17 protein-coding genes are annotated in these 18,376 nt (G+C 26.7%); 6 read left to right on the top strand and 11 right to left on the bottom strand.

Going from position 1 to position 18,376, the window contains the following annotated elements; genetic code table 11:
• Nucleotides 1-109 precede the first annotated feature (109 nt).
• The 5 genes from CUEA01_RS21860 to CUEA01_RS21880 all read left to right on the top strand — a co-directional run bounded on the left by CUEA01_RS21860 (nucleotide 110) and on the right by CUEA01_RS21880 (nucleotide 4,022).
• The gene (locus CUEA01_RS21860; protein ID WP_234124263.1) at nucleotides 110-373 is read left to right on the top strand and encodes an SHOCT domain-containing protein; all 264 of its coding nucleotides are present in this window, start codon (nucleotides 110-112) and stop codon (nucleotides 371-373) included.
• A 623-nt stretch (nucleotides 374-996) separates the two neighbouring features.
• Nucleotides 997-1,701 carry a response regulator transcription factor gene (locus CUEA01_RS21865; protein ID WP_234124265.1) on the top strand — a complete coding sequence of 235 codons (705 nt, stop codon included), beginning with the start codon at nucleotides 997-999 and terminating at the stop codon, nucleotides 1,699-1,701.
• An 18-nt stretch (nucleotides 1,702-1,719) separates the two neighbouring features.
• The gene (locus tag CUEA01_RS21870; protein ID WP_234124267.1) at nucleotides 1,720-3,108 is read left to right on the top strand and encodes a sensor histidine kinase; all 1,389 of its coding nucleotides are present in this window, start codon (nucleotides 1,720-1,722) and stop codon (nucleotides 3,106-3,108) included.
• A 192-nt stretch (nucleotides 3,109-3,300) separates the two neighbouring features.
• Nucleotides 3,301-3,621, top strand: coding sequence for a rhodanese-like domain-containing protein (locus CUEA01_RS21875; protein WP_234124269.1), 321 nt, complete (start codon nucleotides 3,301-3,303; stop codon nucleotides 3,619-3,621).
• Nucleotides 3,622-3,659: 38 nt separating this feature from the next.
• Nucleotides 3,660-4,022, top strand: coding sequence for a C-GCAxxG-C-C family (seleno)protein (locus CUEA01_RS21880; RefSeq protein WP_235699987.1), 363 nt, complete (start codon nucleotides 3,660-3,662; stop codon nucleotides 4,020-4,022).
• A 107-nt stretch (nucleotides 4,023-4,129) separates the two neighbouring features.
• Here the strand turns inward: CUEA01_RS21880 and CUEA01_RS21885 are convergent, their stop codons facing one another.
• Nucleotides 4,130-5,320 (bottom strand): YibE/F family protein, encoded by a 1,191-nt coding sequence (locus CUEA01_RS21885; protein WP_234124271.1) that lies wholly within the window; start codon nucleotides 5,318-5,320, stop codon nucleotides 4,130-4,132.
• A gap of 374 nt (nucleotides 5,321-5,694) precedes the next feature.
• Between CUEA01_RS21885 and CUEA01_RS21890 the strand changes: the two genes are divergently transcribed.
• Nucleotides 5,695-6,456 (top strand): LytR/AlgR family response regulator transcription factor, encoded by a 762-nt coding sequence (locus tag CUEA01_RS21890; RefSeq protein ID WP_234124272.1) that lies wholly within the window; start codon nucleotides 5,695-5,697, stop codon nucleotides 6,454-6,456.
• 88 nt (nucleotides 6,457-6,544) lie between these two features.
• On the opposite strand, the gene CUEA01_RS21895 is transcribed toward CUEA01_RS21890, so the two are convergent.
• The 10 genes from CUEA01_RS21895 to larC all read right to left on the bottom strand — a co-directional run bounded on the left by CUEA01_RS21895 (nucleotide 6,545) and on the right by larC (nucleotide 18,336).
• Nucleotides 6,545-8,167 (bottom strand): ABC transporter ATP-binding protein, encoded by a 1,623-nt coding sequence (locus CUEA01_RS21895; RefSeq protein ID WP_234124273.1) that lies wholly within the window; start codon nucleotides 8,165-8,167, stop codon nucleotides 6,545-6,547.
• An 11-nt stretch (nucleotides 8,168-8,178) separates the two neighbouring features.
• Nucleotides 8,179-9,747: a hypothetical protein gene (locus CUEA01_RS21900; protein ID WP_234124275.1), complete on the bottom strand. Its 1,569-nt coding sequence runs from the start codon at nucleotides 9,745-9,747 to the stop codon at nucleotides 8,179-8,181.
• A complete protein-coding gene (locus tag CUEA01_RS21905) occupies nucleotides 9,698-10,462 on the bottom strand; it encodes an ABC transporter ATP-binding protein (protein ID WP_234124276.1) in 765 nt (254 codons plus the stop codon). Before CUEA01_RS21905 ends, CUEA01_RS21900 begins: the two co-directional genes overlap by 50 nt.
• A 32-nt stretch (nucleotides 10,463-10,494) precedes the next feature.
• Nucleotides 10,495-11,211 carry a flavodoxin family protein gene (locus tag CUEA01_RS21910; protein WP_234124278.1) on the bottom strand — a complete coding sequence of 239 codons (717 nt, stop codon included), beginning with the start codon at nucleotides 11,209-11,211 and terminating at the stop codon, nucleotides 10,495-10,497.
• 47 nt (nucleotides 11,212-11,258) lie between these two features.
• The gene (gene lanM, locus CUEA01_RS21915; protein WP_234124280.1) at nucleotides 11,259-14,219 is read right to left on the bottom strand and encodes a type 2 lanthipeptide synthetase LanM; all 2,961 of its coding nucleotides are present in this window, start codon (nucleotides 14,217-14,219) and stop codon (nucleotides 11,259-11,261) included.
• 158 nt (nucleotides 14,220-14,377) lie between these two features.
• A complete protein-coding gene (locus tag CUEA01_RS21920) occupies nucleotides 14,378-14,551 on the bottom strand; it encodes a hypothetical protein (RefSeq protein ID WP_234124281.1) in 174 nt (57 codons plus the stop codon).
• Nucleotides 14,552-15,090: 539 nt separating this feature from the next.
• Complete coding sequence (locus CUEA01_RS21925; RefSeq protein ID WP_234124282.1) at nucleotides 15,091-15,243, bottom strand: aspartyl-phosphate phosphatase Spo0E family protein; 153 nt, start codon at nucleotides 15,241-15,243, stop codon at nucleotides 15,091-15,093.
• A 66-nt stretch (nucleotides 15,244-15,309) separates the two neighbouring features.
• Entirely contained in the window at nucleotides 15,310-16,056 is a 747-nt protein-coding gene (gene larB, locus CUEA01_RS21930) for a nickel pincer cofactor biosynthesis protein LarB (protein WP_234124283.1), read from the bottom strand.
• A 226-nt stretch (nucleotides 16,057-16,282) separates the two neighbouring features.
• Nucleotides 16,283-17,092 (bottom strand): ATP-dependent sacrificial sulfur transferase LarE, encoded by an 810-nt coding sequence (larE, locus tag CUEA01_RS21935; RefSeq protein ID WP_234124284.1) that lies wholly within the window; start codon nucleotides 17,090-17,092, stop codon nucleotides 16,283-16,285.
• A gap of 17 nt (nucleotides 17,093-17,109) precedes the next feature.
• On the bottom strand, nucleotides 17,110-18,336 hold the full coding sequence (larC, locus tag CUEA01_RS21940) for a nickel pincer cofactor biosynthesis protein LarC (RefSeq protein ID WP_234124285.1): 1,227 nt from the start codon (nucleotides 18,334-18,336) through the stop codon (nucleotides 17,110-17,112).
• Nucleotides 18,337-18,376 lie beyond the last annotated feature (40 nt).

Consider the following 18,376-nt stretch of genomic DNA (forward strand, 5'->3'; position numbering starts at 1 on the left):
TCAATGTACTCTGTACTCCTTATCTTTAATGCTCCTCTTCATTTTTCCTCCACAATTACACTATATAATTAACTCATAGAAAAAAATTAGTGTAAGGAAGGTGATTAATATGCCATGTCGAGGATTTCTTAATAACGGCATCTATAGAAATTTTGGTTTTTACAACGGAGGAGGAATGATTTTTATGATGGGTTTTGGTCTATTGATATTTTTAGCAATAATTTTTGTAGCTTTAAAAATGATGAAACAAAATACCATTCCTCATTTTTCACAACAAGACAATTCATCATTAAATATACTAAATGAAAGATTTGCAAAAGGTGAAATAAATGAAGAAGAATATTCTAAAATAAAAGCTGAACTTAAAAAATAGGCTATGTTTTAAAAGAATCTTGATATGAGCTTATGACATTAATGGACTCTAAGAATTGCTCGTTTATAATTTGCTACCCATTTAGATGCATCGTCCTGATGCCTAAATGGCTTTGACCGTCCTAGTCAAAATTACGCAAATTATAAACGAGCAATCCTAAGAGTCCATAAAAGTGAGCACATCACATCAACATTCTTTTAAAAATAGCTAAACTTACTAAAGGAAGCTATGTTTTAACTAAGTGTGAAAATCAACACTTATTTAAACCATAGCCTAAAAATAATATAGTAGTTGTTGCACAAAACGTAAAAAATGCGAACCATTATTCAGAGTACAACTGACAGAGTACAGAGTATAGTGAAGGATGATTTTCTTCCGCCTTGCTACAGAAAATCTTATAACTTATTTTTTGATTGCTTACGCAATCGCTATGTTATCAATGTTGTTCAGCGAAGCTGACAACATTTAAGTTTAAGATTTACCTGACGTAAGGAAAGGTAAATCATCCTTAACTGTACTCTGTCATCTGTACTCTGTACTCTGAATAAAGGTTCGCATTAATTTTACATTAGCACACAAATGCTATAAACTATATATTAATTAACAAATTGGAAGTGAATAAAATGAATGATAAATTTAAAATTTTAATAGTAGATGATGAAGAAAAAATTTTAAATGTAATTAAAGCTTATTTGATAAAAGAAAACTTTGAAGTTTTAACAGCTAAGGATGGGGAAGAAGCTTTAAATATATTTGAAAAGGAGCTTGTTCATTTAATTATATTAGATTTAATGCTTCCTAAAATTTCTGGTGAAAAAGTATGTACTAAAATTAGAGCAGCTTCATCAGTGCCAATTATTATGCTTACAGCTAAAATTGAGGAAGATGACAAAATAGAAGGTCTTGCTATTGGTGCTGACGATTATGTAGCAAAACCTTTTAGCAATAGAGAATTAGTCAGCAGAGTTAAAGCTCTTATAAGACGAACTTATAGGAGTAATAAACCACTTGCAGAGTTACTGATTATAAATAATGGTGATTTAGAAATAGATGTTGAAAAGTTTATTGTAAAAAAGCAAGGAAAAGAGGTTAATTTAACTTCTAATGAATTTAAAATTTTAATTGCTCTTTTAAGTAATCCAGGTCAAGTTTTTTCAAGAGAACAATTAGTTAATAAAGCTTTTGGAATTGATTATGATGGTTTTGATAGAACTATTGATACTCACATAAAAAATATCAGACGTAAAATAGAAGATGACCCTAAAAACCCTATATATATTGTGTCCATATATGGAATTGGATATAAATTTAACACCCAATTATATTAAAAATACGAGGTAATTATAATGAAAATATCTTTAGTTAAAAAATTATCCTTAGCCTTTTTGCTTACTGTCATCATATCACTTATAACTGCAAGTTTAATTTCAAACTACATGATTGGTAAAAAATTCAATAATTATTTGGTTAATGAACATAAAGCTATGGAAGTTAAAACTGCCACTACAATAAATAATTTATACAATGAGAAGATTGGCTTTTCAACTGCTAGTGAAGATGAAATATTAAGATATGCTTCAGCACAAAATTTATATATACAAATTAAAAATATTAATGGAGAAATTATTTTTACATCAAATAATTTAAATTCAACACAAAAAACAATGATGAATTCTATGATGGGATCAATGATGCATAATTCTTTAAATACTACTGATCAATACTCTGAGGACAAATATCCCTTAAAAAAAGGTAATAAAAGTATCGGTACTATAACCTTTGGATATTATAATTCATCTTATTTTAACAGTTCAGCACAAACCTTTATAATGACACTTAATCATTCTTTTTTATTATCTGCCCTTATAGCTTTAATTTTGGGATTAATAATAAGCATATTTTTTTCAAAACAAATATCATTGCCACTAACAAAAATAACTAGTACTGCCAATAAAATAAGAACTGGAGATTTAGAAGCAAGATCTCTTGTTATTTCTAAAACAAAAGAAATAGACGATTTATCCACTTCAATAAATTACTTAGCAGAAACTCTGCAAAAGCAAGAGCTTCTTAGAAAACGTCTAACCTCCGATATGGCTCATGAGCTTAGAACACCTTTAACAAATTTGAAGTCACATATAGAGGCTTTATTAGATAAAGTTTTTGAACCAACAGATGAAATACTTACAGGTTTTTATGAAGAAATACAGAGATTAATAAAGCTTGTAAATGGACTTAATGATGCAGCAAAATTAGAGCAAGCAACTACGCTTTTAAATAAATCAAGATTTAATTTGTCTTTAGAACTAGACAAAATTATAAATTCTTTTAAACCTTTATATGAAACCTCAGGCTTGAAAATATATTCAGAGCTAGCTACAAATTTAGAAATTTTCATGGATAAAGACAAGTTTAAACAAGTAATATACAACTTACTATCAAATGCCCTTAAGTATTCTAAAGAAAATGGTGAAGTTTTAGTTACCTTAAAAGCTTTTGCAAATACTATAATTATAGAAATTAAAGATAACGGAATTGGAATTTCCGAAAAAGATTTACCATTTATTTTTGAGAGACTCTACAGAAGTGATGAATCTCGTAATAAAAATACTGGTGGTGCAGGTATTGGATTAACTATTGTAAAAAATATTGTGGAAGCTCATAAAGGTACTATTAAAGTCACAAGTTCTCTAGGGGTTGGAACTACTTTTATTATTGCTCTTCCTAAAAATTAGTCTTGACCCCTACCACCTCTCCTTTACATTCCATTAAATCACTATACTAATAAATCCTCACAACAGCATACATTATTTCTTGACATTTGCATTCTTATATCGTAATATATAAATATAGTGATAATAAAACTTATACAATTGAAACTAAGTTTTTATGGATATAATATAGAATGCCTAAGGAGGAATAAAATTATGTTTTCATTTTTAAACAAAACCAAATTTAATTCAATAACTGCGAGTGAACTAGTGAATTTGCATGACAAAATAACTCTAATAGATGTAAGAGAAGTAGATGAATACAGAAATGGTCATGTTCCAAATGCTAAAAATATTACAATGAACTCTTTACTTGAAAATCCAGAAAAATATCTTGATAAATCAAAAGAATACCATATAATATGCCAATCTGGTATGAGAAGCATGCGAACTTGTGATAAATTATCGGCTATGGGCTTCAATGTGGTTAATGTTAAAGGCGGTACTAGTTCCTATACTGGTAATTTGCAAAGATAAGCTATGTTTAACATACAACAAAGGAGAGATTTTATATTATGAAACCATCTGAATATCATAAAAAAGGTTACACTTGTGGCGAAGCTGTAATAAAAGCTTTTAATGAAGAGCATAACACAAATATTCCAGTAAAACTTGGAAGTTCAATGGGAACTGGCTTTACAACTGGAAGCTTATGCGGTGCCATAGGTGGAGCTGCTGTTATACTGGGCTACCTTAAAGGAAGAGAATCAGAAACAGAAACAAATGAGGCTAGAAAATATACGAAAGAATTAATGGACAATATAGCTGCTAAATATGGAACACAAATTTGTAAGGAGCTTAAGAAAAATAAAGTAAGCTGTGCAGATATAATCGAGTATACCTATAGTGAATTAAATGCATTGCAGGATATTAAATAAAATTAATAAATCTAAGTCAAAAAACTTTAAAAGCCTAAGAAGTTTCAATAACTCGCTGAAAAGATGCTCAGACAATTGAAACATCTAGGGCTTTTAAAGTTTTTTACCTAATGAATACTCTTTTTTAAGTTGACTAACTTAGTATTTATAAGCACTGTAATTGGTATCGTAAGCACAATTCCAATACCACCAATTAGTGCTTTTAAAATTTCACTTGATACTATATCTTGATTTATAATCTCTATAAAGGACATACCATCCGAAGCGAAAATTATTAACATTATCATTGCGCTTCCCAAATATGCAAGTATAAGAGTATTAGACATAGTTCCCATTATATCCTTACCTACATTCATACCAGACTTAATCAATTCTTTTTCAGAAATATTAGGATTACCTTTTTTTATTTCATACATGGTAGACGATATTGTTATACCAATATCCATTATTGCTCCTAAAGCACCTAGCATAATGCAGCAAAAAAATATTCCTCTAATATCAACAGTTTTACCCATTAGTACTTCTGAAAGAGTTTGACTGTCTTCGTAGCTCATACCAGTAACTCTTAATATACTTCCAGAAATATAAAATAGTATTCCTGAAATTATCATTCCCAATGATGTGCCCAAAATAGCTCCTAAGCTTTTCTTGGTGAATCCGCTTATCAGTAAAAAATTCATCACCAATATCATAATGCAAATTATTATTGTCGGTATTACTGGATTATTTCCTTTTAAAATTAAAGGCATTATGATTTTTACTACAAAAATTATCGTTAATATTAAAGTAAAAAGCGACACTACTCCCTTTCTACCCCCAATTATTATTTGTAGCATAATAAATATGCCAACTATTGTTATAAGATTTTTATACCTTATAAAATCATTTATGTATACATTGGTAATATTACCGCCTTTATCAACGTCATAATGCAATATTACTTCATCATTTTTTTTAACATTGTAATACTCAAGATCATTTTTATTTGTATCTGTATTATCAATTAAATTATCAACCGTTACTATCTGCCCCTTATACTTGCCCGCCGTTATTTTTACTTTAACTTTATTACTTACTTTGCCACTTCCACTTTTATTAGGAATTAATCCTATTACCTTCGCTTCCGCTGATTTTGATTGCATGTACTTAGAGATGTTGCTTCCTTTTCCAGAATTTAATTCAGAATTTCTAGCTTCTAGTGAAATAGGCATTGTATCTGTATTAAAAAACGGATATGCTCTAAATATTAGAATAATAACAACTAGTACAACTCCTAAAAAAATATTTTTTTTATTCATCTATTACCTCCTTAAATGCTTGTCTTGATTTTAATTTATTTCATAACATTACCTAAAAATACTATTTATTAAGTATAACATAGTAGGAAGCCTAAATAATATAAAAAAGTTGATTCCTCATAAGTACATCCACCATGTTTATTTTAATTTGTAAGTTAATATACTTACATTATCGAGATTTTATTGTAATAATAATCAAAATGATGTATAATATAGTAAAAATTCAGACAATAATGCCATATTAACAAGTATTTTATTTTCAAAACCTTATGGTTATTTTTGGAATAATAGTTGAAAATTTATTTACTATTCTTTATAAGTATAGGCAAACTTATGATTAAAATTATTAATATAAACTATAAGAAAATAGGGACGTGATATTATTGTATTCTATTATACTAGCAGAAGATAATTCTAAGGAAAGAGAAATTTTAAAAGCAATGATTCTATCCAAAAATGAAACTATAAAAATTTATGAAACTGATAATAGAAATTCAGCTTTAGAAATAGCTAAAAAAAATTTTATAAATATGTTTTTAATAGACATTACTTTAAAAGAATCTTCAGGATTAGAACTTGCAATGGATATTAGGCGTATTCACAAATATGAATTTAGTGAAATCATTTTTTTTGCAAACCACCTTGATTATATATTGCAAGCTTTTAAGCAAATTCATTGTTATGATTATATCTTGAAACCTTATAACGAAGCTGAAGTTCAAGTTATATTAGACAAGCTTATCAATAATAAAATCAATAATTTAGAAAATAAAAAAAGCATTTTAGATAATGAACTTGATGTAAAAATAAGAAACAATATACATGTATTAGTAAAAATATCCGAAATTTTATTTATAGAAGTTAAAGACAGAGACTGTGAAGTTAACACTATTTATGGAGTTTATACTTATAACAATATAAGCTTAAAAAAAATACTTGAATTAATTAATTGCAAATACATAGTTCAAAGTCATAAGGCTTTTGCTGTAAATATAAATTACATATTTAAAGTGGAAAAAATAAATCTTAAACTAGGTGCTATATATTTTAAAGATCATCCTAAAACAGCTCTATTAGGATACAAATTTAAAAATAGTATAATAGAGGAATTAAAAAAAAATAGGTCATTATGTTAAAAATCTTTTTCCTAATTATACTATAAAAAATCTTAAGATAAGTAATTTACTTTTCCTAAGATTTTTAAAAGAATATTAACCATAATAATTAACTTTCCAACTTGATATCAAAATCTACAATATCATCAAAAGCATTGCTATGAGATACTAATATTATTATTTTGTTCTCCTTTTCTTTTTCCAGTATTGAATTTAATTGAATTGTGCTATCATAATCTAAAGCTGAATTTGCTTCATCTAAAATAATCACATCAGGGTTTTTTAATAAAGTTCTTATTATGCTTATTTTCTGTTTTTCACCACCAGAAATATTACAGCTTCCTTCTGATATATTAGTATTTAAACCATCTTTTAATTTAGAAACAAATTTGTCTAATTTAAGTTTCTTAACTGAACTTTCCAACACCTCTGAGTCATAATTATTTAAATTATATGTAATATTATTTATGATACTGTCTTTCAATAAAGTTGGTTCTTGTTCAACAACTCCAATTAAATCCTCCCTAATTTTATACATATTAAAATCCAATATATTTAACCCATTATATTTAACATTACCATTATAATCCCCGTTATATAAACCAGTTACAATATTAATTAAGGAGCTTTTTCCAGTGCCATTTTCACCTGCTATTCTATAAATAAAGCCTTTTTTCAACTCATAATTTAAATTTGAAACTATATTTTTTCCATCTTGATATTTAAAGGATAAATTTTCAATTAAAATACTTTCTATACTTGTTATAATTTTATCTCCATTTTTTTCACTTTCTAATTCTAATAATTCTTTTATTCTATTGTAAGATACCAAGGTATTTTGATAATTTTCTAGAAACGATAAACAATAATTTATTCCACCTATAATTGTATTAAAATATGTACCAATTACAGTAAACTGACCTATACTTAGTTCACCCTTTATTATTTGTTGTACTCCAAGTAACAATATTGCAACATTTGCCAACACTGTAATTAACGTTCCTGAATTATAAAACATATTATTTGCCTTTGTTAATTGTACAACGTCATTAAATACTATACTAAACTTGCTTTTCAAGTTTTTATTAAGTATAGAATATAGTGAATTAAATTTAACAAATTTTATATTTTCCAGTTGAGAATTAATTTCTCCAAAATATAAGTTCTGTGATTCCTTATATTTATAATTTAATTTATATAATCTTTTTTTAAAGAAAAAATACAATGCTAAATATATTGGTACTAAAATTATTAATACTGATGCTATTTTTAAATTTATCCTTATCAATATAATTGAACTCATAATTAGTGATAAAACATTAATCGCTAAGTTTTTTATCTCATCTAGAACAAATTGTGCTACAGCTGTTGAATCTGTGTTTACTCTTTGGTTTAAATATGCTGCATTTTGATTGTAAAAAAAGAATATTGGCAGTTTCTTTATATGATCTAGTATATTGTAACTTATTTCAAAAGCTGTTTTTGATGATAGCTTAACGTATAAAACATTTAAAAAATATGTTAATACTATACTCAATCCACTTAATATTGATATAATTAACAAAATGCTATATGGATTTAATTTTAAGTTCTTGCCTGTTAATACATCTATAAGAGAACCATTTAATAAAGGCAAATACATTGATATGCCCCACGATATTAAGGATACTGATAAATAAATAATCAATTTAGATTTATTTAAATATTTGCTTGAAAATTTTAATATATTCATCGAAAATTCTCCTATTTCATATTAGTAATTATCTTTTTAAAACTATACATAGAATAAATAACAGCTATAAAAATTTCAAAACCTACAATTGAATATTCTGAGAACTGATGAAACAACCTACTAGCAACTATAATATATATACCAGGTAAGATCGTAAGTATAAAATATGGCTTTAGAATTTTTAGATAATGTTCATTTTGAAATAAATCTTTAATATCAACCCATTTTAATTCTATATTATCCATATCAATTTCAATTTGAATTATTGATATGGATATAATATAGATAACTATAAGGATTTCAAGTAAAATAAATTCACCCAAATTAGATGCGATTAACGCCATTAGCACATTTATATTTATAAAAGTAAAAATATTAGTTAAATTACCAATACATAACTTAGATAATAAAACTTTTTTACCATCTAACGGGAATACTTTGAATTGATTTAAAGCCCTTCCTTCCCTTGAAAACGATGTTATAAATGTACAATTGATAACTTCAAAGCTTAAGAACCATAAAATCACTAAGAAACTTTTTATATCCGCGAATATACTTCCAATATTAATAACTTGTTTTCTAAATAATATTAGTACAATTACAGCAATTGTTGAACAAATAGCATTCAATGTAATACAATTAACACGAAGTACTGGCACTCTCATTATTAATTTTGCATCCCTTATAATATTTGAAACAATAGGATTTCTTAATTTAAAATCATACTGTTCTAGCTGTAATTCTATTCTTTTAGAATGCTTTGACCTAAATATTCCGTTTTTCATAATTGTTAAATATACATTTCCGCCAATAAAGTAAAATCCAAGGCAGCTAAATATGACTATAAATAATACAATCATAAACTTCACCAAAATTTCTTTGCTTTGATTTGCACTAAAAAAAACGTTAAATAGCAAACTACTAACTTTAATATGATTGCTTAAAGCAGGATTTAAAATCATATACGTTAACATTATTACTGCTAAATCAATTATAATTAACCACTTATTACTTTTATCCTTGCTTTTTGATTTTTTAATTACAGCTATAATCCAAAATATTGTTAATGATATTAATACAATGTATGTAACAGGAACAGCAGCTATAATAATTTCATATATGGTTACATGTAAATAATACATAATACTTGCATGTGTTAATATTCCATAACTAAATAATAATATCAGTACACATATTGAAATTAATACACTAGAAAAATAGCAAAGAATAGCCTTTGATAATAATAAATTGCCCGATTTAATGGGGTATACCATCATTTCCTTCCAATCACTAGCTAAATAAAATTTATTCATTATTTGTGTAAATATTAAAAGAGTAGTTATTATTAGTTGTATATTTAAAATTGAATTAAAAATTAATATTTCATTATTAATTGCATGTAGCATATTAAATATTTTCACTAGTGAAACTTCCGTAGATGCAATAAAAAGAATAAACAGAAGTGCCATATTTAGTATTCTCTTTTTTCGCTTCTCTTCACCTAAAATTATATTACGTCCACTTATTAAATTATTTTTTATTAGAGAAACTAATTCTCTTGGGGTTGCTAGTCTTTTCATCTTCAAACACCTTCATATAAATTTCTTCCAAAGTACATGCATTATTATATTTTTCCTTTAATTCTTTTAAGTCTCCAAAATATAGAGTTTTACCTTTTTTAATTAAAATAACTTCATGACAAAGATTTTCAACAATCTCCAAAATATGGGAAGACAAAAGTATTATATTACCCTTACTTGCATATTCCTTCATGAACATTTTTAATTCATATGAAATTTTAGGATCTAAGCCAGTAAAAGGTTCATCTAAAATCCAAACCTTAGGGCTGTGAATTAAGGAAGCTATTATCATTATTTTTTGTTTCATTCCTTTTGAAAACTTGTCCATTCTAGTGTTTAAATCATTTTGTATATCAAATCGTTCACTTAAACTTAGTATTTGTTTTCGCCTTTCAGCTTCAGGTACTTTGTACATATCTGCTACAAAATTTAAATATTCTATTGCTTTTAAACTTAATAATTGGTTTTCATCATCTGATACATATCCAATTTGCTTTTTTATTTCAATTGGTTTATCCTTTATAGAATCACCATTTATAATAATATTTCCCTCGGACATATCTAGAATACCAATCATCATGCTTATTGTTGTGGTTTTTCCTGCACCATTTGGTCCTATTAAACCTACAATACTGCCATCCTTAATCTTAATATTAAGATTATCCACTGCAGTAAAATCCTTGTATTTTTTTGTTACATTTTCTATAGAAATCATATGCTTTCAATCAACCTTCCATTTAATTTAGTTTATTTTGCTTTGAGCAAATATTCTTGGTAACTTTGACAATCCTTTAATCCTTTATCTTTCCAGTATAAATATTCTGAATGATCCTTATCATATAACAATATTCCTTTTTTTAAAGTTTGAAATAGCCTTTCCTGAGATTTTGTTGAAATCCAAACAAAATTATTTAATTCACTAGCTATTACATTGACGTAATTTAAAACCTCCTCTTCCATAAATTCATCATCCTCAAGTAAATTAGGAGCTCCAATTGTAACTTCTATATCCAATACATTTGAAGTTCCCATAGATGTTAACATTTCTTTTAAATAATTATTTACATATATATTACCATTAGATGCCGAAGTTGTAATTGTAATAGACTTTTTATTAGCTAATTTAAAAATATGTAGCCAATAAGAAATTCTATCAATAAAAATTTTCATATCTCCACTTACGTTGTGAGCATAAACTGGACTTCCTAAAATAATTAAATCCGCTTCTATCATTTTTTTCTTAATTATAGACATATCATCTTTTGTATCTTGGACACAATATCCTTTAGAAAAACAATTGTTGCATCCAAGACATGATTTAATTTTATATTTATCTGGAGTCATTATTTCATATTGTATATCCTTATCTTTATCTACTAACTTATCTAGTACTAATTTAGTAAATTTATATGTATCAGAGTTTTCTCCTTTTCTGCTCCCTATAACTGCTAATATTTTTTTCATATTTATACCTCCTGCTGCTTACTATTCTTAATTATATAGAAAATTAACTAAGCCAAATTTAATATGCTTGGTACTTTATTGTTTTGATATCTTAATATTTCATAACCAATTCCACATATTCCATTTTCAATCGATAAATTTTTAAAATAATTCATTTCATCAATTGGATAATTGTTAGTTACAGTATAATACTCAACTAGTTTTTTTATTTTTTCATCTAAGGAACTTTTTATTTCCTTATCTGCACCTTTAATATAACAATTTATTAAAATATCTATCATATAAATAATATTTTCATCAATTTCTTTTTCATTTACTATCTTTAATACACTTTGCTTCAATTTATCATAATCTATATAATTGTTATTTATATTTAAATTCAAATTTCTTATGATATTTCTATATTCTTTATCATTATACTTTTCTAATGATTCTAAGTTGTACACTTCTTCAAAATATTTACTATTAAGTTTATTTATATAATCTAAATCAAAACTAAATTGTTTATTAGGATATATATCTTTTATTAAAGCAGTACATTCTAATAAATCAACTATGCTTATATCATTGTTGTATTTTAAATTAGTTAATCCTTCTTTTAATAACTGAGTTTCTAAATTATCTTTTAGTTTAGATACAATTTTTTTTAATTCATAAGATTTATTGATTTTATACAGTTTTCCAATAACTTTAATAGCTTTAATTGTGTCTGAAAAACCTAATTTATTATCAACTGATTTCCCATTAAAAATTTTTACAATATTTGCTTTTAATTTCAAAACATCCTTACTGTAATTATTATCAAATGCAAAATCTATAATATATAACATATCCAATAAATCTTGCAATTTATTATTAACCAATGCTAATCCTAAAATTTTCTCATTAGAAAATACATTTCTTATTTTTTCAAGATTATCATTTGAATTATTATTCATATATAAATAGTAATATATTCCCAGTAATCCTTTTTTGTATCCAAGGTCTAATTTTACTTGACCATCTATTAAATTTTCCAATATACATTCATTTCTATATTTTATGGAAAACTCCTCTATTATCCCGTTTATATCCTTTAAGATAATACCTAAATCCATATAATCATCCTGCTTTAATAATGTCTTATTAAATTTATATAGATTATTTTTCATTCTTAATTTCCTATTTATAACATTTTCACTATTACTAAGTGATATATTAAGATAATCTAATTGCTTTTTCAATTCATTTTTATCAAAATTACTAACTTTTTCATTGACAAGATCAAAAGCTGGTTTATTAAAATAATTTTTTATTATTCTTTCTTTTGAATCTATTAAATCTTTGCTCGTAGTAGTTGCTCTAAATAAAGGTATATCATCATCTAATAAATCTTCTATTTCAGATGTTACAACTCTTTTATCATTTAAGTTATATTCCCACATAGAATAGAGCATTTTTTCCAATCCTGCCATTTTCATTGTATACTTGGGATGACTAGCATATTCTAACACTCTAGCATAATCATTAGTGTTTCGAATAAGTTGCCTTACTTGCATATTTTTGAATACATTTAATTCATTTAAAAATTCAAATTTATTATTTATAATAAACTTACTTATACTTATAAATCCTTCTTCTATATAATTTTTATAATTTTCGTATCCTAGCTCCCTTCCTTGTAGTACAGGTACATTATTTTCTGTTTCGATTTCATAATCAATATACTCAAATTTAGGATTGTCCATATCCCCCACTAAGCTTAAAACTTTATATGGTAGCTTTTGTTTTTTATAAGATAATGCACTTATGTCAACACCATTACCATTTTTATCGGCAAGACCTTTATTGGACGGCAAAAAGCATGTATTATCAACAGAGCCTTGAATTTTCATTATATTATAGTGATCAAATATATCTTCTTTATCTAAAGGTATCGGTTGTGTTAAAATAGTTTCTAAATCAATTAGATAGGGGAATTCCCCACAGGCTATAACATTTTCATGGTGAAAATCATTACCATTAAGTATATATGTTATTCCTAATAATTGACCTACTCGTTTGTAATATCTCTTAACTTCCTCTTCATTTTCACAAGTCTTTGCTTCAATATATTCTTCTATGGTATATTCTTCATTGTAGTAATTCTTTGGAATCGGAACTTTTTCCCAATCACTTTTTTTATTTATCCATGCAATAATTTCATAAAAACCTTTAGCCATAGTAAGTTTTTTGGGTTTGTACACCAATCTAGTTTTATTATCAAATTCGTATTGAATTACAAATTTCCCCTTTTCATGTGTGTCTCCTAAATTTCCTTTTATATCAGTTATTGTATTTCCTATTTTCCTATCAATGGCTACTTCTATGCTTTTGAAATCCCTATCTATTTGATAAAAAGAGTTTAAATATGTTTTTAATAAATATGTTACTTTTACAACTAAACGTTTTGCTATTACTGGATATTTTTCAAAGAATTTTTGCAAATCTTCTACATTTTTGAAATTATTTACATTATAGCTTTTAAAACTTTTTTCTTCTTGATTATAATATTCATAAACTATAGTTTTACTAGCAATATTAAATAGGTTTGTTCCTATGTTATTTAAAATTATACTAACTATGTCTTGAGAAATTTTTATATTATTGTATTTACAAATCTGCTGTTCTATTTGAATTTTAGACCAATAAATCATACTATTTAAAAAATACATTATAGATTCTTCATTATAAAAATCAAAACTTTTACTTCCAGAATATTGTTGAATTATTTCCTTATATATTTTATACCATTCAGCAGGACTTATTTCTTTATTATCTAGATTTTCTCTACCTATTATGGTAGCAAACTGTTGCAAAGTAATATTTTCTATATCTAATTTTTTTATTAAATTATCATAAGTTAATAGATTATCATTTTTAATCCAATCATCTATTATATTGCTTACATTTTTTTCCTCGACCCAATTTCCTTTATAAATATCAATTTTCTCTTCATCTGTTAAAGTCATAGCTAAATTTAATTCCATTTTTTCTCCTTCCATATTTATATTTAAAAACCACCTATAAATAATTATAGGTGATTTTTAATATAAATAATTAATACTATATTTAATTACTTTTGTATTATTAATGAAATATAAATTTAATAAATTAACACAAAAACATATTAAATTTAATTTTGTTATTATTTTCTTTTACTATGAGTAAGAATAGTTATTGTTGAAAATACTGGTGAATATGCAATTGTTAAAGAAACACTTATAAGAGGAGTAGAATCTGGACTTACAGTTCCTTTAGTCTTTGCACCCACTTCTTCATAAGTTGGTCCTACCATTTTTAATGCCTTTTCATTTAACATAATAATTTCCTCCTTTATTTATTTTTTTAATTTTATTAATTCTAGAATTTTTAAACTATATAGTTTATATATTATCCTTAAAATGAATTTAAGGTAATAATCCTATGAAAATAGCAATCTTTTGCTATCATGGATAAACTCAAATATTTACTTAACTTAATAACTACAATTATATATTGCGACAATATTTGTTGTAAGTAAATAGATATCGGCTAAAACATTCAAAAGCATACATAAAACGTAACAAAACAATTTTACAGTATATGCATAATTTTTACAACTTAAAATATATATTTGATGCAAATTATTCCATATTATTACAATATAAATATTGTATAAAATATGTGCATAAAAAATATTTTATAGAAACAAAAAAAGCAATAGGAAACAAACCAAGCTCCTATTGCTTTTTAATGCTAATATTCTATATTATGTTTTACTTATCAACTTAACTTTTTAATATATAGTGAAACTAGCTCGGCTACAAACTATATATGCAACATAATGCCCAGAAGACGGCATTTTCGTACAGATCAATTTCAAGTTTCACTATGGTTTATCTTTATGTATTTTATAATTTCTAAATCCATTTTCTTACTTAGCTCTATGACTGCATTACTTAATAAGCTGTTATGTTCTAGCATTTCATATAACTTACTCCTCAGTTCCTCCAAATTATTATCCTTTTCCATAGCTTATTCTCCTAAATATAATTTATGGATATACAACTTGGAATTTGCAATTTCCAAGTTGTCTGTCTATAATTTATTAATCATACTAGCATTATACGCTGCTCCAAATCCATTATCTATGTTTACCACACTCACACCGCTGGCACAGCTATTTAACATCGATAATAAAGCCGATATTCCTCCAAAATTTGCCCCATAACCAACACTTGTTGGAACTGCTATAACAGGTTTGTCTACAAGACCACCAACAACACTAGCTAAAGCTCCTTCCATTCCTGCAACTACTATAACAACCTTAGCACCTCTAATAACCTCTAAGCTTGCAAAAAGTCTATGTATTCCGGCAACACCAACATCAATTACTTTTTCTACCCTGTTTCCTAATATTTTTGCAGTCTCGTATGCTTCTTCCACCACTGGCAAATCAGACGTCCCTGCCGCAACAATAACTATATAACTTTCTGTAATAGGTTGATTCTTTTTCTTTATAGTTATTGTTCTCCCAAGCTCATTATATTCTGCCTCCGTGCATATTTCCTTTACCGCTTTATACATTTCTTTGGTAGCTCTAGTTCCCAATATATTATTATTTTTTGTAAGCATAAACTTAACAATGTCTCTAACTTGCTCTACTGTTTTTCCAGCACAATATATTACTTCTGGATAACCAACTCTAATTTCCCTATGATTATCAATTTTAGCAAAACCTAAATCTTTAAAAGGTAAGTCTTCTAATTTTTGAAGCGCCTCTTCTATATTTATTTTGCTATCTTTAACACTTTCTAATAAAGTTCTAATTTCTTCTTTATCCATTATTATCACCACACTTTATTAGAGTAGAGAGTAAAGAGTAGAGAGTAGAGTGATTGATGATTTTTCTTCGCTATCGCTACGAAAAATCTTATAACTTATTTTTTTATTGCTTACGCAATTGCATCATTTATGATGCTCAGCGAAGCTGACAACATTTAAGTTTAAGATTTATCTGAGCAGCGCGAAAGGTAAATCCACCTTCACTCTACTCTCTACTCTCTACTCTCTACTCTGTTTTTTTAATTGTTTCATTAAAGCTTCCTACTCTGTATCCCTTAAAGTCTAGTGCAGCATATTTAAAGCCACATTTTTTTATGTTCTCATCAATAGCATCTAAAAGTTCTTCATCAAATAACTTACTTCTGTCTTCTCTGCTTACTTCAACTCTTGCCAAATCTCCATGGCACCTTACTCTAATAGCTCTAAAACCTATACTCATCATATACCTTTCTGCTTTTTCAATTTTCTCAAAATCCTCTACTTTTAGTTCATTTCCGTAGGGTATTCTTGTTAAAAGGCAGGCATATGGCGGCTTATCCCAAGTTTTGAGTTCTAATTCTTTAGAAAATGCTCTTATTTCAGCTTTAGTTAATTTACATTCCAAAAGAGGACTTTTTATATCTAGTTCTTTTAAGGCTTTAAGTCCTGGTCTATAATCTTTTGTATCATCAAAGTTAGTTCCATCAATTACATAATCGTACCCTTGTTTTTTAGCAACCTCTAATATCATATTAAAAACCGCTGTTTTACAAAGATAGCATCTATTTTCAGGATTAAATTTAATTGAATCAATAATTGGAGCTTCTATGATTTCATGGTCTATTCCTAATTCACTAACCAATTCTTTAGCTTCTGCTATCTCCCACTTTGGAATGTAGTGAGACATAATTGTAACTGCTTTCAAATTGTCTCCAAGTGCTTCTTTTGCCACTCTAAGTAAAAAGGTACTATCTACTCCACCTGAAAATGCTAAAACTACCTTTCCAAGACTCTTAAGATATTTTATTAATTCATTGTATTTGTAATTATTTATCATGATTTAGCCCCCTCACATTAAATTAAATCTTGTTTGTATACAGCCTTATATATTTTATCTATAGCTACCTTATTTTCTTTCGCTATAGCCTTGCATTCTTCATATTCTGGTTTGTATTTTACTAGCTTTCCTTTATAGTAGGCTTTCTTTACCGTAATATCCCCATACTCTGTTTTTATTTTTGAAAATTCTCTATGGAGCATTATTTTTTCCACTCTAAATTTTCTAACACCTAATGATGTTGTTTCCTCAAAAACAATATCTAAAACCTCTTTTTCTTTCTCGGAACCAACTAATATACTTAGCTTTATGCCTGGTCTTCCTTTTTTCATGTATATTGGTGTTTTAAATACATCTAAAGCTCCTGCTTCAAAAAGTTTTTCTTCAACATATCCGTAAAGTTCTGGATTCATATCATCAATATTAGTTTCAAGTATATACTGTTCATCCTTTTTTTCGCTGCTTTCTTTTTCACCTAAATATACTCTTAAAACATTTGGAATTTCTAAATCCCTATGACCTATTCCATAAGCTATCTTTTCAATTTTGAAATCAATATTTTTAGTAAATTCCTCTACGTTTGCCGCAAGTATTGCAGCGCCTGTAGGAGTAGTTGTTTCAAATTGAACAATTCCAGTATTCATAGGAATATTCTTTAAGATTTCTGCTGTTGCAGGTGCTGGCACTGGCATAAGTCCATGCGCACATTTAACAAAGCCGCCTCCAACTTGAACTTGCGATGCAATAATTTTATCTGGTCTTAAGTAATCTAAGCAAATAGCTGCTCCAACTATATCAACAATTGAATCAATAGCACCTACTTCATGGAAATGCACTTCATGTAAATTTTTACCATGCACCTTCGCTTCAGCTTCTGCAACCTTCATAAATATATTTAAACTTAGTTTTTTAACTTTCTCGCTTAAATTGCTTGAATTTATTATTTCCTCTATATTGCTTAAATTTCTGTGATGATGTTCATGGTCATGTTCTTCATGATGGTGGTCGTGCTCGTGAAGAATTTTTTCTTGGGTATGCATATTATCACTTAACATAACATCTACCCTAGTGCCTGTTATTCCAAGCTTCACAGAACTTTCAATTTTTATTTCATATTCGGAGTCTAAGTTAAGTTTTGAAAGTTCTCTAATCAAGTATTCTTTAGGAACTCCTAAATCTATTAAAGCTGCTAAATTCATATCACCGCTTATTCCGCAAAAGCAATCGTAATACAATACCTTCATTTGTTTCACCTCTTGATTCATTTAACGTTAAATAACAATA

The sequence above is a fragment of the Clostridium hydrogenum genome (assembly GCF_021432385.1).
GTDB lineage: Bacteria > Bacillota > Clostridia > Clostridiales > Clostridiaceae > Clostridium_S > Clostridium_S hydrogenum.